The sequence below is a fragment of the Xenorhabdus sp. TS4 genome, from assembly GCF_014467265.1.
Lineage (GTDB): Bacteria > Pseudomonadota > Gammaproteobacteria > Enterobacterales > Enterobacteriaceae > Xenorhabdus > Xenorhabdus ehlersii.
The window spans coordinates 244,221-257,268 of record NZ_NKHQ01000003.1; the positions used below are offsets into that span (position 1 = coordinate 244,221).

Below are 13,048 nucleotides of genomic sequence, written 5' to 3' on the forward strand. Positions count from 1 at the left end.
CTACCCCTAACGCCGATTCCTGACGAAAAGCAATCAGGCTTTTACCATTTCTTTTTCAATCAATTGAATCAAGATATGAATGACTTTGATGTGGATCTCCTGGATACGATCTGCATAACCAAAATGTGGTACTCGAATTTCAACATCTGCCGTTCCTGCCATTTTTCCGCCATCCTTGCCAGTCAGTGTAATGACTTTCATCCCTTTGGCACGGGCTGCTTCAACCGCTTTAATGATGTTGCCAGAGTTTCCTGACGTTGAAATGCCCAGCAGTACATCACCTTTCTGACCGACGGCTTCAACATAACGGGAAAATACATAGTCATAACCAAAGTCATTGCTCACACAAGATAAGTGGCTGGGATCAGAAATCGCAATAGCCGGATATCCTGGGCGATTTTCACGGTAGCGACCTGTCAATTCTTCCGCAAAATGCATGGCATCACAATGCGAGCCACCATTACCACAGGAAAGCACTTTTCCTCCTGCCTTGAATGAATCAGCCAGCAAAACCGCAGCTTTTTGAATAGCGTCGATATTTGCATCATCATTGAGGAAGTTAGCCAACGTCTCTGCGGCTTCGGATAATTCACTGCGGATCAGTTCTTGATACATGGAACTCATACTCCTGAAAAGTCTTCGGGATTAATAATGTCAGTCAGCAAGTGTAACGGATTCCCCTATCTGAAAGAAGATATCATCACATCTTGCAAGAATTATCGTTTGCAAAACTAACTCGACTTTGTGAGCTAGATTGTAATTAAGATGTAAATATATTGATAAATACACTTTCCTCATCTAAAAAAGAAGGACATCACAACAGGTCAGACCTCTGACAACTCAACCTGAGATTTACAGGAGTTTTACTATGACCACTTTCAGCATTATCTTATTTTTAGTCTTGATTGGCGGGCTTTGTTACCACAAAGTCAGCTTAACGCTCAGCAGCTTGCTGCTTGTTGCCTATACGTTCGTTATGAGTATAACTGGCCTTTGGAGTTATTGGTTGCTGTTACCACTGGTCATCGTCCTATTCCCTCTTGTCTTTACACCTGTACGTATCTCCTTATTCTCTGCGCCGGGCCTAAAAGCCTTCCGCAAGGTTATGCCAAGCATGTCCAACACAGAGAAAGAAGCCATTGATGCAGGAACTACATGGTGGGAAGGCGATCTATTCCGTGGTAACCCTGACTGGCAAAAACTGCATAACTATCCAAAGCCGCAGTTAACTGCTGAAGAACAAGCTTTTATTGATGGTGCGGTAGAAGAAGCCTGCCGCATGGCAAATGATTTCCAAATCACTCATGAATTGGCTGACTTACCACCTGAGCTTTGGGCCTACCTGAAAGAACATCGTTTCTTTGCCATGATCATCAAGAAAGAATATGGTGGCCTGGAATTTTCCGCTTATGCTCAATCTCAGGTATTGCAAAAACTGGCCGGCGTATCAGGTATTCTGGCAATTACTGTTGGCGTACCTAACTCCTTGGGGCCAGGTGAATTGCTGCAACACTACGGCACAGATGAACAGAAAAAACATTACTTGCCTGGACTTGCCCGTGGTGAAGAAATTCCCTGCTTTGCGTTGACTAGCCCTGAAGCCGGTTCAGATGCCGGAGCTATTCCTGATACTGGTGTTGTCTGTATGGGGGAATGGCAAGGCAAACAAGTTCTTGGTATGCGCCTGAATTGGAATAAACGTTACATTACCCTTGCCCCTATTGCTACCGTGCTGGGATTGGCATTTAAACTGTATGATCCGGATCATCTACTGGGCGATACTGAATCACTGGGAATTACCTGTGCGTTGATCCCAACCAATACACCAGGCGTAGAAATTGGTCACCGCCATTTCCCTCTGAATATCCCATTCCAGAATGGTCCAACCCGTGGTAAAGATATTTTCGTTCCTATCGATTACATCATTGGTGGACCGAAAATGGCAGGTCAGGGCTGGCGTATGCTGGTTGAATGTCTGTCTGTTGGTCGTGGTATTACTTTGCCATCCAACGCAACAGGGGGATTGAAAAGTGCAGCTATGGCAATTGGTGCTTATTCCTATATTCGCCGTCAATTCAAGCTGCCTATCGGTAAAATGGAAGGTATCGAAGAGCCACTGGCACGTATCGCAGGTAACGCTTACTTGATGGATGCGGCCGCAACCATGATCACCAGCGGTATCATGTTGGGCGAAAAACCTTCGGTTCTGTCTGCTATCGTGAAATACCATTGTACGCATAGAGGTCAACGTTCTTTTATTGACGCCATGGATATCGCTGGCGGCAAAGGCATCTGTCTTGGGCCATCGAACTTCCTTGCTCGCGGTTATCAGGGTGCTCCCATTGCTATTACCGTTGAAGGTGCGAATATCCTGACCCGTAGCATGATCATCTTTGGTCAGGGTGCAATCCGCTGCCATCCTTATGTATTGGCTGAAATCGCCGCAGCAGAAAGCAACAATGTGAAACACTTTGACAAGGCTCTGTTTGGTCACTTGGGCCATGTTGCCAGTAACACTCTGCGCAGCCTGTGGCTTGGTATTACCAAAGGCAGAACCAGTCGTTCGCCAGTCAATGATGCTACTCGCCGTTACTATCAACAGATTAACCGTTTAAGCGCTAACCTTGCCCTGCTCTCTGATGTGTCAATGGGCGTATTGGGGGGCAGCCTGAAACGCCGTGAACGCATTTCAGCTCGTTTGGGGGACATTCTGAGCCAAATCTTCCTGGCTTCTGCGGCCTTGAAACGCTATGAAGATGAAGGACGCCAGAAAGAAGATTTGCCATTGATCCAGTGGGCAGTAGAAGATAGCCTGAAACAAGCTGAACAGGCCATGAACGATTTGCTGCGCAATTTCCCCAACCGTTTGGTTGCAGGTTTAATGCGAGTGATTATCTTCCCATTGGGGCGAGTACATACCGCACCATCTGATAAATTGGATCACAAACTGGCTCAGATATTACAGACTCCTTCCGCAACCCGTAGCCGGATTGGACGTGGGCAATATTTGACACCAAGTGAGCATAACCCTCACGGGTTACTGGAAGAAGCATTGCTTGATATCATCGCCGCAGAGCCAATCCATGTTCGCTTAAGCCACGAGGCAGGCAAAAACCTAAGCTTCACACGTTTGGATGAATTAGCTAAGCAGGCGCTGACAGAGAACAAAATCAGCCAAGAAGAAGCAGATATCCTGAAACGAGCTGAAAACAGTCGATTGCGTTCAATCAATGTCGATGAATTTGAGCCAAATGCATTCGCTGTACCCAATCCAGCAAAAAAGCCTGAAAGTCAGCGTCAAAATAAAGCCGCCTGATGCTGACCAGAAAGCTTGATTCATGCAAAATATAGGACTAAGAAGCGGGGCACCGGTGCCCCGTTTTTATTTAAATGGATTCTAGTGATAACAACTCTTCGATTGTCTGGCGGCGACGGATCAAGCGCGCCTCTCCCTCAATAAACAAAATTTCAGGGATCAAAGGACGGCTATTATAATTTGAAGACATAGAAGCACCGTAAGCGCCAATATCGTGAAAAATCAGATAATCCCCGACGCTAACACGAGGCAACATATGTGACACAACTTCCCCACCTTCTAACTGTGTAAACACATCACCAGATTCACATAACGGCCCCGCAACGATGGTTTCTAGCAATGTAGTTTCTAACGACGTGGTTTCCGGCGGCGCGTTTACCGGCAATACAGAAATACGGTGATAACTGCCATACATTGCCGGACGCATTAAGTCATTGAAACCTGCATCTACCAGCACATAATGTCGATTACCCATAGACTTAACGGCCCGTACTTCCGCCATTAAGATCCCTGACTCAGCAACCAGAAAACGCCCAGGTTCAATTTCCAGCTCAACATGATGCCCCAGATGCTGCTCAATACGTTGACGAGCCTCATGCCACAAGCTGTAATAATGTTCGGTATCGACTGACTCTTCACCGTCCTTATAGGGAATGGATAAACCACCACCTGCGGAAATGGCTTGAATATCCTCCCCACACAGCATGACCTGCTCCACCATAGCATTGCAAACATTGGAGAGATGTTGATAATCCACCCCTGAACCAATGTGCATATGCAGCCCCACTAACTGCAAATCATATTGATGAATTTTTGCAATTGCCAGAGGGAGATCCTGAAACCAGATCCCATGTTTGCTATTTTCGCCACCAGTATTCGTCTTTTGGCTATGCCCATGCCCGAATCCGGGGTTAATACGTAACCACACCGGATGACCAGACTGACGTTCACCAATTTGTGCCAACATATCAATAGAACCAACATTGACTGGAATATCCAGCTCAATGACACGCGACAATGTTGCCTCATCAATCACATCCGCCGTGAACACAATCTCTGACTTATCGCGACCAGGTTTAAAACCTGCATAAAGCGCCCGCTCTATTTCACCCAATGACACCGCATCAACTTTCACGCCCTGTTCTCTTATCAAGCGTAAAATATGGGTATTGGAACACGCTTTCTGTGCGAACCGAATGATGTCAAACCGTTTTAATTTTTTGATTTGTTTGATGATGCTATCGCCATCATAAAGCCACAATGGTGTTCCGTACTGAGTTGGCAAACGGAGTAGATTATCAGGGATAAAATGTTTCCCTGGGTCATGAGTAAAGGTCGATATGGTCATTGAAGCGTCTCACAAAATCAGCAATTTTTTCATTATTGACAATAATGAGGCAGGAAGAAAAATATCCATTTAGCCATAGTCTATTCATTTGTGATATTGTTATGTGTATTTTTTATTCAACGAGATAAATCTATGCACTCCTGTTCATGGCGACACATTGAAATTTTCCATGCTGTAATGACCACTAAGAACCTGACTGATGCAGCGTTACTACTGAAAACATCCCAGCCCACGGTCAGCCGTGAACTTGCACGCCTTGAACAATTACTAAAACTTAAATTGTTTGATCGAATCAAAGGGCGTCTGTTTCCAACCACACAAGGATTACGGTTATTTGAGGAGGTGCAGCGCTCTTATTATGGGCTGGAAAGAATAATCAATGCGGCTGGCAGTATCCGACAATTTGAACAGGCGCAGTTATCCATCGCTTGCCTGCCAATGTTCTCCCAATCTCTGCTGCCAAAAGCCTGTTGCAGTTTTATCGAACGCTATCCTGAAGCCAGGCTGACCATCATTCCACAAGAGTCTCCCCTATTGGAAGAATGGCTTTCAGCACAGCGCCATGATATTGGCTTAACCGAACATTTACAGACTCCGGCAGGTACTGAACGAGAAACGTTGATAACCTTAAATGAAATTTGTGTCTTACCCATTCATCATCCGCTCGGTCAAAAATCACAGCTGACGCCAGCAGATTTTCACAATCAAAAATTTATCAGCCTCTCGATCACAGACAGTTACAGGCAACTGATTGATACAATCTTTACTGAGCATCAAATCAATCGCAAGATGGTAATGGAAACCCATAGCGCAGCCTCAATTTGTGCCATGATTAACGAAGGCATTGGCATATCCATCGTAAATCCGCTAACTGCATTGGATTATTTAGATAACAGCGCAAAAATTTGCATTCGGCCATTCAGTATCGACATTCCATTCACAGTAAGTTTAATCAAACCCATACATCGCCCCTCCTCAGAGCCCGTAGAGGCTTTCATTACCCATTTAAAACAACAGGCTGCTCTACTTGCCGAAAAATTGACATTAGCGTTTCAACATTAATTGCTGCCAATGAGGTGATGTAGCAAACCAATCTACCAGAAAATCCAACAGTGCCCGCAAAGTCGCTGGCATATTCTGGCGGCTGGTATAAATACCATAGATCCCCATTGCCTGAGGTTGGTAATCAGGCAGCAGCTCAACTAACTGCCCTGACATCAAATAAGAAGAAACTGAATAGTAAGGCTGCATTGCGATTCCAGCTCCCTGCAAAGCAGCTTCCATTAATACAGTCGATTCATTGGCACTTAACGTACCACTGACAGGGACTGAATAGTGCTCATGCTGTTTTTCAAATACCCACAAACTTTTGCCGAAAAAGTTATAGGTCAGGCAATTATGTGATGTTAAATCCATAGGATTGTTGGGAATAGATTTCCCCACTAAATAAGACGGCGCAGCACAAACGATGGAATGGCAAGTCGATAATGGGCGAGCGATCAGATTTGGCTCCAGATTATTGGTAATACGGATCGCCAAATCAATGCGTTCTTCTATCAAATTGACAACCTTATTATCCATTTGCAAATTGACGGCAATGTGAGGATATATCCGCATAAATTCGGGAATGGCAACTGCCAACGCACTAATGCCCAACGACTGGGAACAACTCACTCGCAACAATCCTCTTAGGGTTTGTGCTGCCAAAGATTGCTGTACAGGCATTCCTTCTGCTAATTCCATTAACTTAAGGCTGCGTTGATAAGCATTCTCACCCGCCGAAGTCAGGCTAATTTTACGTGTCGTACGATGCAATAAGCGAACTCCTGCCCACTTTTCCATTTCAGCCAAATATCGCGATACCATTGCCCTCGACATATCCAATCGCTCTGCTGCTGCAATGAGGCTGCCCTGTTCAACAATCGTAATAAACACTTGTGCTGCGGTGATCCTATCCATTTCGGCCAACCTATTTTTCGCCCTAATTAGCTCGATTTATGCAACAAATAGTTGCTGGTTATGGGGTTTTTAAATCGGAATATGCAACTTATCATACATGCCATTCAAGCACACAAGCTTTTTGCTATAGGAATTCGACGATGGCTCACAAAACAACATTAAACATCGCTCTGGCAGCGACACTCTCCTTGGGAATGGCCTCACTGGCTCAAGCAACCGATCTAAAATTGGATATCTACAATCCAGGTGAAAAAGGTGTCTTCCCTGTTTCTTCTGAAATTATCAGTGGCGATCATGAAGTTGTCCTGATTGATGCCCAATTTAAGAAAAATGATGCACAAGAGCTGGTAAAAATGATCCAGCAAACAGGCAAAAAACTGACAACGATCTATATTAGCCAATCCGATCCTGATTTTTACTTTGGTCTTGACGTGATCACCGAAGCTTTCCCTGACGCCAAAGTTATCGCATCACCAGAAACCATCAAAGCAATCAATGAAACCAAAGATGGCAAACTAGCTTATTGGGGTGGAATTCTTGCAGATCAGGCCCCCAAGAAGATCGTCGTACCAGCGCCACTAACAGGAAATTCCTTTACTGTTGATGGTGAAAAACTGATTGTTGAAGGCTTAGATGGCCCAGCCGCAGATCGTACTTTTGTCTGGATTCCTAAATTAAAAGCAGTTGTTGGTGGTGTGACTGTTTCTGACCATATCCATGTATGGATTGCAGATACCCAAACCAAAGCATCACGCCAGCATTGGCAACAAACATTGGATCGTATCAAGAGCCTGCAACCTAAAACTGTTGTACCTGGTCACTATCTGGGGAATTCATCAATGACGTTGGATTCAGTAACTTTCACCCAGAATTATCTGACCACATTGGAAAAAGAGTTACCGAAAGCAAAAGATTCCAATGCGTTGATTGCAGCCATGAAAAAACATTATCCGGATTTGGCTGATGAATCTAGCCTTGAACTCAGTGCCAGAGTATTAAAAGGCGAAATGAAGTGGCCTCAGTAAGTTGAAAATATTGCGGGCGTTGCGGATAGTAGCGCCCGTATAACAATATTTGAAATATTACCTTAACACTCCCCCTCTTTAATTTTAAAGAATCCCAAATGCCAAATAAAAAACAAAAGTCCAGCGCCAATTTTTAATAAAATTAGTATCAAAATCCATTTTAATATTTTATATTTACCCCCATATAAAAACCGATAACACATTAACTTTGAAAATAAAAAACTTATTAAATAAACACAGTTCCTTTTTAATTGATGTGATATTTATCGCCTTTTGATAATTCGAAATAACTAATAAACTCAAGTTGTGATCAATAGTCCATAATCCAATAAATCAACTTGAATAAAAATCTCACTTTTTTTAAATTTGCAGTCAGCGGAGAGATAAGCCAGCAGCCCAAAGCTAACCAGATGCTTCCAACGTCTAGAATATGCAGGGCAAGCAGCTTAAAACCAACTAGATGCTTCTAACATCTAGCGCATACAGGATAAACAGCCTAAACCAACTAGATGCTTCTAACGTCTAATGTACGCAGGATGCGCTGCTCAAGCTAACAGATGCTTCCAACGTCTGGCATATGCAGAAAAGCAGCTTAAACCAACTAGATGCTTTTAACATCTAGTATATACAGAATGCGTACCGTAGGTTAGGTTCCTGTTCTCTCCGCCACTTTTTATCTATTGTCCCACTTTGCAGATGAATATTATACTTTACCAATACCATACCCCAGCAATACTATCGCGGATAAACATAAATAAGGCCCAAATGCGATAAACTCAGGAAAAGATTTTCTTTTCACTCCAATTATTACAAACCCAAACAGTCCAGACAATGAAGCCATCAGTATCAATATTGGTATCATTTCCACACCCAACCAGGCACCGATTGCCGCGGTTAATTTGAGATCACCATAACCTATTCCTTCCTTATTTAAGGTATATCGACATAACCAATACAAAAACCACAAAAAAAGATACCCTGATATGGCGCCGTATATTGCACTCTTTATCGGAATCAAATTACCATCAATATTAACCAAAAGCCCAAACCATAATAAAGGAAGAGTGATAATATCAGGCAAGCAATATGTTTTAATATCGATAACGGCCAATAACAATAAGGTACTACAGAAAAACATAACTATTATATAATCTACGTTAATTAAAATAGAGTTCCTTCCTTTTTCTCACCTGTAAAAAATGAAAATCCATTTATAAAAAACATCCTTGTCACCGTCTTCTTTCCTTATTTCCTGACATAAATCAGGACAAGATGAATATTAATTTTCCACTCCGGTTATTGGCAATGAAATTTTAGCGAAAAAAGCAATTATAAAATAAATATGCGAACCAGCTCGCAAGGAGATCTCTTGTATTCCTTAAGCCAAGAGATAACTTGATCACGCAAACAGCGCTCATTTATCATGACGGTGAATCAATTTTGTCATATGGTTGTTTGCGCCATACCGGAAGAATCCGGAAAAAAGAAGGAAAGAAGAATATGCGAATACCCCGCATCTATCACCCTGAACTGCTCTCAACAGGAGCGGAAATTTATTTGAGTGACGATGCTGCCAATCACGTTGGCCGCGTGCTTAGAATGAGTAACGGGCAAGCATTACAACTCTTTGATGGCAGTAATCAGGCTTTTGATGCAATAATCACGGAAGCCAGTAAAAAAACGATTAAAGTGTCTATCATTGATGGCAAATTGTCTAATCATGAATCACCGCTGAACCTGCATCTGGGGCAGGTCATGTCCCGTGGTGAAAAAATGGAATTTACAATCCAAAAATCTGTTGAATTGGGTGTCAACACGATTACCCCACTTCTGTCTGAACGTTGTGGTGTAAAACTGGATACAGAAAGATTGGAGAAGAAATTACAACAATGGAAAAAAATTGTCATTTCTGCCTGTGAGCAATGCGGACGTAACCGGATCCCTGAAATCCGCCCCGTTATGCCACTTGAAAGCTGGTGCGCAGAAAACGATGGTAGCTTAAAATTGAATCTGCATCCCCGTGCCAGCCATAGCATCAATACCCTCTCACTCCCTGTGGAAAAAGTGCGCCTGCTGATTGGGCCTGAAGGGGGATTATCTGCCGAAGAAATAGAAATGACAGCAAAATATCAGTTTACTGATATCCTGTTAGGGCCTCGTATTCTGAGGACAGAAACGACGGCACTCACTGCAATTACCGCATTGCAAGTACGTTTTGGTGACCTAGGTTAAGGAGAAAAAATGATCAAGCTCGGTATTGTGATGGACCCTATTTCATCCATCAACATCAAGAAAGACACTAGTTTTGCCATGCTGCTGGAAGCACAAAAACGCGGATGGGAAATCCATTATATGGAAATGCATGATCTCTATCTGCATCAAGGAGAGGCTCGCGCTCATACACGTTTGCTCACGGTAGAAGAAAATCCCCAACAGTGGTATCAGCTTGGCAGTGAGCAGGAAATCGCTCTCGATACTTTGCAAGTTATTTTGATGCGCAAAGATCCACCTTTTGATACTGAATACATCTATGCAACCTATATTCTGGAAAGAGCAGAAGTCAAAGGCAGCCTGATCGTTAATAAGCCCCAAAGCCTGCGCGACTGTAACGAAAAGCTGTTTACTGCCTGGTTCCCGGAATGGACACCCGATACGCTAGTCACCCGCAGTGCCAAAAAATTACGCGAGTTCCACCAAAAACATAGCGATGTTATTTTTAAACCTTTGGATGGTATGGGGGGCGCTTCCATCTTCCGTCTGAAAAAAGATGACGCCAATGTCGGCGTTATTATTGAAACGCTGACTGAACATGGCACTCGTTATTGCATGGCACAAAATTTTCTGCCTGCCATTAAAGATGGAGATAAACGCGTACTGGTTGTTGATGGTGAACCTGTACCTTATTGCCTTGCCCGTATCCCTGCTCAAGGAGAAACCCGTGGTAATCTGGCGGCAGGTGGTCGTGGAGAAGCACGCCCATTGTCAGAAAGCGATTGGGCAATTGCCCGTGCAGTTGCTCCGGTATTAAAAGAAAAAGGATTAATTTTTGTTGGGTTGGATATCATTGGCGACCGTTTAACTGAAATCAACGTGACCAGCCCAACCTGTGTACGTGAAATAGAAGCGGCATTCCCAGACATCTCCATTACCGGCATACTGATGGATGCTATCGAAAAACGATTGGAAAAACAGATAGCATAACAGGCCAAACAACGTTCGTTTCCTGACAATATTTGCCATTTATAATAAGAGCCCACATACTGTGGGCCAGTCATTCTTATATTGCCAAAATAATTATCAGAAAACACATGAATCTACAGCATCATTTTCTTATTGCCATGCCTTCTCTCTCTGATCCTTATTTCAATCGTTCCGTGGTTTATATCTGCGAACATGATCAAAACGGGGCAATGGGATTAATTATCAATAAGCCAATAGACCGAGTTTCTATCCAAAGTATCTTACAAAAATTAGATATCACTCCTAAAGATAGAGACAGTACGATCAATCTCAACCGGCCAGTGATGGCGGGTGGTCCTCTGTCTGAAGAGCACGGTTTTATTTTGCATACGCCGCAATCAGGTTTCAGTTCCAGTATTCAGATCTCTGAACACACCATGATCACGACATCCAAAGATATGCTGGAAGCTCTGGGCACATCGCGCCAACCGAAAAATGTTTTAATGACCCTTGGATACTCAAGCTGGGAAGCTGGTCAGTTGGAAAGGGAAGTTATGGAAAACAGTTGGCTTACTGTCAGCGCTGAACCTTCCATCATTTTTGATACTCCTATTGCTACCCGCTGGCATGAAGCGGCTTCTTTACTGGGGGTTAATATTTACAATCTCTCATCACAAGCAGGACACGCCTGATGAAAAACCGTACAATCATCGCTTTTGATTTTGGAACTCGCAGTATTGGAGCTGCCATCGGGCAAGAAATCACAGGCACGGCCAGAGCATTAACCTCCTTCAAAGCCAACGAAGGTTCCCCTAATTGGGAGCTTATTGGAAAATTACTTAAAGAGTGGCAACCCGATCTGGTTATTGTTGGTCTGCCACTCAATATGGATGGCACAGAACAACTTGTCACCGCACAAGCCCGTAAGTTCGCCAATCGCATACATGGCCGTTTCGGGGTACAAATTGAACTGCATGATGAACGATTAACTACCGTGGAAGCACGCTCTCACCTTTTTGATCACGGTGGCTATAAAGCACTGAATAAAAGTAAGGTTGATGCCACTTCCGCTGTTATTATCCTGGAAAGCTGGTTTGAACAGCAATATCAATAATAACAATATTTATAATAGCAATATTTATAATAGCAATATCCGTAATAGCCATACTCACCATTAGGCATGGCTATTACCGTAAGCAGTTTATCCCAGCAACCCCAACGAATTGCGTTGTTTTCGGCTTTGCTCGTAAGTTTGCATACCGCAAGCAGCACCAGTCTGCATTAATGATGCTATTTGATGATTCTTGCCTTCTCTTACCAAATGACTAACAGCCTGATTGATGACCAAAACTTCATAAATAGCTACTCTTCCACCATCTTTAGCAGGAAGCAATTGCTGAGAAATAACTGCCTTTAAACTTCCGGCCAGCTGGCTACAAATCCAACCTTTTTCTTCTGCGGAAAAAACATCAACCAGACGATCTATCGCCTGAATTGCACCACGGGTATGCAGCGTTGACAAAACCAAGTGCCCCGTTTCAGCCGCTGTCAAAGCCAACCTGATCGTCTCCTTATCCCGTAATTCTCCCAGCAGGATCACATCTGGATCTTGGCGTAATGCTCCTTTCAATGCCGTTTGATAATCCTCGACATCTTTACCAATCTGCCTTTGCTGTATCAAACAATTTCGGCTTCGGTGAACAAATTCTATTGGATCTTCCAACATAATGATGTGCTTACAAACATGGCTATTCAAAGCATTAATCATAGCTGACAGCGTAGTAGACTTACCGCTTCCCGTCGCACCTGTCACTAATATCAATCCACTCATCTCCTGCAAGGTAAGGTGCTGGATGATGTCAGGCGCATAGAGTTGTTCCAATGTCGGGCATTTATTCTCAATCAATCGCAATACCAATGATAAATGAGATTGTTGATAGAATAGATTTCCCCTGAGTCGCTGTTTATCTGGCATTGTTACCACAAAATCGACATGACCGTGCTTATGTAACTGCTGTTTCTGCGCATCCGATAATATTTCTTCACTCCATGTTATAAGGGTATTAGGTTGAATTTCCTCATATTGTCTCTGTGGGTATAACATACCATTGATACGCAAAACCGGAACTTGCCCGACACAAAGATGCAGATCGGAAGCATTATGCTTTACACTAAGGGACACCCATTTTTCCATATTCATTTTTTTATCTCCTGAGTCAA

12 protein-coding genes are annotated in these 13,048 nt (G+C 43.4%); 7 read left to right on the forward strand and 5 right to left on the reverse strand.

The window, feature by feature from the left end:
• Positions 1 to 33: 33 nt before the first annotated feature.
• Positions 34 to 615, reverse strand: a complete 582-nt coding sequence (lpcA, locus tag Xets_RS27520) for a D-sedoheptulose 7-phosphate isomerase (RefSeq protein ID WP_099131030.1) — start codon at positions 613 to 615, stop codon at positions 34 to 36.
• A 253-nt stretch (positions 616 to 868) separates the two neighbouring features.
• On the opposite strand from lpcA, the gene fadE reads away from it, so the two are divergent.
• Positions 869 to 3,316, forward strand: coding sequence for an acyl-CoA dehydrogenase FadE (gene fadE, locus Xets_RS27525; protein ID WP_187651082.1), 2,448 nt, complete (start codon positions 869 to 871; stop codon positions 3,314 to 3,316).
• A 70-nt stretch (positions 3,317 to 3,386) separates the two neighbouring features.
• On the opposite strand, the gene lysA is transcribed toward fadE, so the two are convergent.
• Positions 3,387 to 4,664 carry a diaminopimelate decarboxylase gene (gene lysA / locus Xets_RS27530; RefSeq protein ID WP_099131028.1) on the reverse strand — a complete coding sequence of 426 codons (1,278 nt, stop codon included), beginning with the start codon at positions 4,662 to 4,664 and terminating at the stop codon, positions 3,387 to 3,389.
• 132 nt (positions 4,665 to 4,796) lie between these two features.
• On the opposite strand from lysA, the gene Xets_RS27535 reads away from it, so the two are divergent.
• On the forward strand, positions 4,797 to 5,726 hold the full coding sequence (locus Xets_RS27535) for a LysR family transcriptional regulator (RefSeq protein ID WP_099131208.1): 930 nt from the start codon (positions 4,797 to 4,799) through the stop codon (positions 5,724 to 5,726).
• Here the strand turns inward: Xets_RS27535 and Xets_RS27540 are convergent.
• Positions 5,709 to 6,623 carry a LysR family transcriptional regulator gene (locus Xets_RS27540; RefSeq protein WP_099131027.1) on the reverse strand — a complete coding sequence of 305 codons (915 nt, stop codon included), beginning with the start codon at positions 6,621 to 6,623 and terminating at the stop codon, positions 5,709 to 5,711. The two genes, Xets_RS27535 and Xets_RS27540, sit on opposite strands and share 18 nt — an antisense overlap.
• A 140-nt stretch (positions 6,624 to 6,763) precedes the next feature.
• Between Xets_RS27540 and Xets_RS27545 the strand changes: the two genes are divergently transcribed.
• The gene (locus tag Xets_RS27545) at positions 6,764 to 7,648 is read left to right on the forward strand and encodes an MBL fold metallo-hydrolase (RefSeq protein ID WP_187651083.1); all 885 of its coding nucleotides are present in this window, start codon (positions 6,764 to 6,766) and stop codon (positions 7,646 to 7,648) included.
• 703 nt (positions 7,649 to 8,351) lie between these two features.
• Here the strand turns inward: Xets_RS27545 and Xets_RS27550 are convergent.
• Entirely contained in the window at positions 8,352 to 8,786 is a 435-nt protein-coding gene (locus Xets_RS27550) for an A24 family peptidase (RefSeq protein ID WP_099131025.1), read from the reverse strand.
• Positions 8,787 to 9,148: 362 nt separating this feature from the next.
• On the opposite strand from Xets_RS27550, the gene rsmE reads away from it, so the two are divergent.
• From rsmE to ruvX, 4 genes are all read left to right on the forward strand, one after another.
• A complete protein-coding gene (gene rsmE, locus Xets_RS27555; protein ID WP_187651084.1) occupies positions 9,149 to 9,880 on the forward strand; it encodes a 16S rRNA (uracil(1498)-N(3))-methyltransferase in 732 nt (243 codons plus the stop codon).
• A gap of 9 nt (positions 9,881 to 9,889) precedes the next feature.
• Positions 9,890 to 10,849, forward strand: a complete 960-nt coding sequence (gene gshB / locus Xets_RS27560; protein ID WP_099131023.1) for a glutathione synthase — start codon at positions 9,890 to 9,892, stop codon at positions 10,847 to 10,849.
• Positions 10,850 to 10,956: 107 nt separating this feature from the next.
• Positions 10,957 to 11,520 (forward strand): YqgE/AlgH family protein, encoded by a 564-nt coding sequence (locus Xets_RS27565; RefSeq protein ID WP_099131022.1) that lies wholly within the window; start codon positions 10,957 to 10,959, stop codon positions 11,518 to 11,520.
• Positions 11,520 to 11,942, forward strand: coding sequence for a Holliday junction resolvase RuvX (gene ruvX, locus Xets_RS27570; protein ID WP_099131021.1), 423 nt, complete (start codon positions 11,520 to 11,522; stop codon positions 11,940 to 11,942). Before Xets_RS27565 ends, ruvX begins: the two co-directional genes overlap by 1 nt.
• An 87-nt stretch (positions 11,943 to 12,029) precedes the next feature.
• Here ruvX and Xets_RS27575 read toward each other — a convergent pair whose 3' ends face one another.
• Positions 12,030 to 13,028, reverse strand: a complete 999-nt coding sequence (locus Xets_RS27575; protein WP_187651085.1) for a type IV pilus twitching motility protein PilT — start codon at positions 13,026 to 13,028, stop codon at positions 12,030 to 12,032.
• Positions 13,029 to 13,048 lie beyond the last annotated feature (20 nt).

What these genes read in the sequence shown, in the direction of transcription:
- lpcA (WP_099131030.1), bottom strand. Translation starts at nt 615, where the DNA reads ATGTATCAAGAACTGATCCGCAGTGAATTATCCGAAGCCGCAGAGACG.
- fadE (WP_187651082.1), top strand. Translation starts at nt 869, where the DNA reads ATGACCACTTTCAGCATTATCTTATTTTTAGTCTTGATTGGCGGGCTT.
- lysA (WP_099131028.1), bottom strand. Translation starts at nt 4,664, where the DNA reads ATGACCATATCGACCTTTACTCATGACCCAGGGAAACATTTTATCCCT.
- Xets_RS27535 (WP_099131208.1), top strand. Translation starts at nt 4,797, where the DNA reads ATGCACTCCTGTTCATGGCGACACATTGAAATTTTCCATGCTGTAATG.
- Xets_RS27540 (WP_099131027.1), bottom strand. Translation starts at nt 6,623, where the DNA reads ATGGATAGGATCACCGCAGCACAAGTGTTTATTACGATTGTTGAACAG.
- Xets_RS27545 (WP_187651083.1), top strand. Translation starts at nt 6,764, where the DNA reads ATGGCTCACAAAACAACATTAAACATCGCTCTGGCAGCGACACTCTCC.
- Xets_RS27550 (WP_099131025.1), bottom strand. Translation starts at nt 8,786, where the DNA reads ATGTTTTTCTGTAGTACCTTATTGTTATTGGCCGTTATCGATATTAAA.
- rsmE (WP_187651084.1), top strand. Translation starts at nt 9,149, where the DNA reads ATGCGAATACCCCGCATCTATCACCCTGAACTGCTCTCAACAGGAGCG.
- gshB (WP_099131023.1), top strand. Translation starts at nt 9,890, where the DNA reads ATGATCAAGCTCGGTATTGTGATGGACCCTATTTCATCCATCAACATC.
- Xets_RS27565 (WP_099131022.1), top strand. Translation starts at nt 10,957, where the DNA reads ATGAATCTACAGCATCATTTTCTTATTGCCATGCCTTCTCTCTCTGAT.
- ruvX (WP_099131021.1), top strand. Translation starts at nt 11,520, where the DNA reads ATGAAAAACCGTACAATCATCGCTTTTGATTTTGGAACTCGCAGTATT.
- Xets_RS27575 (WP_187651085.1), bottom strand. Translation starts at nt 13,028, where the DNA reads ATGAATATGGAAAAATGGGTGTCCCTTAGTGTAAAGCATAATGCTTCC.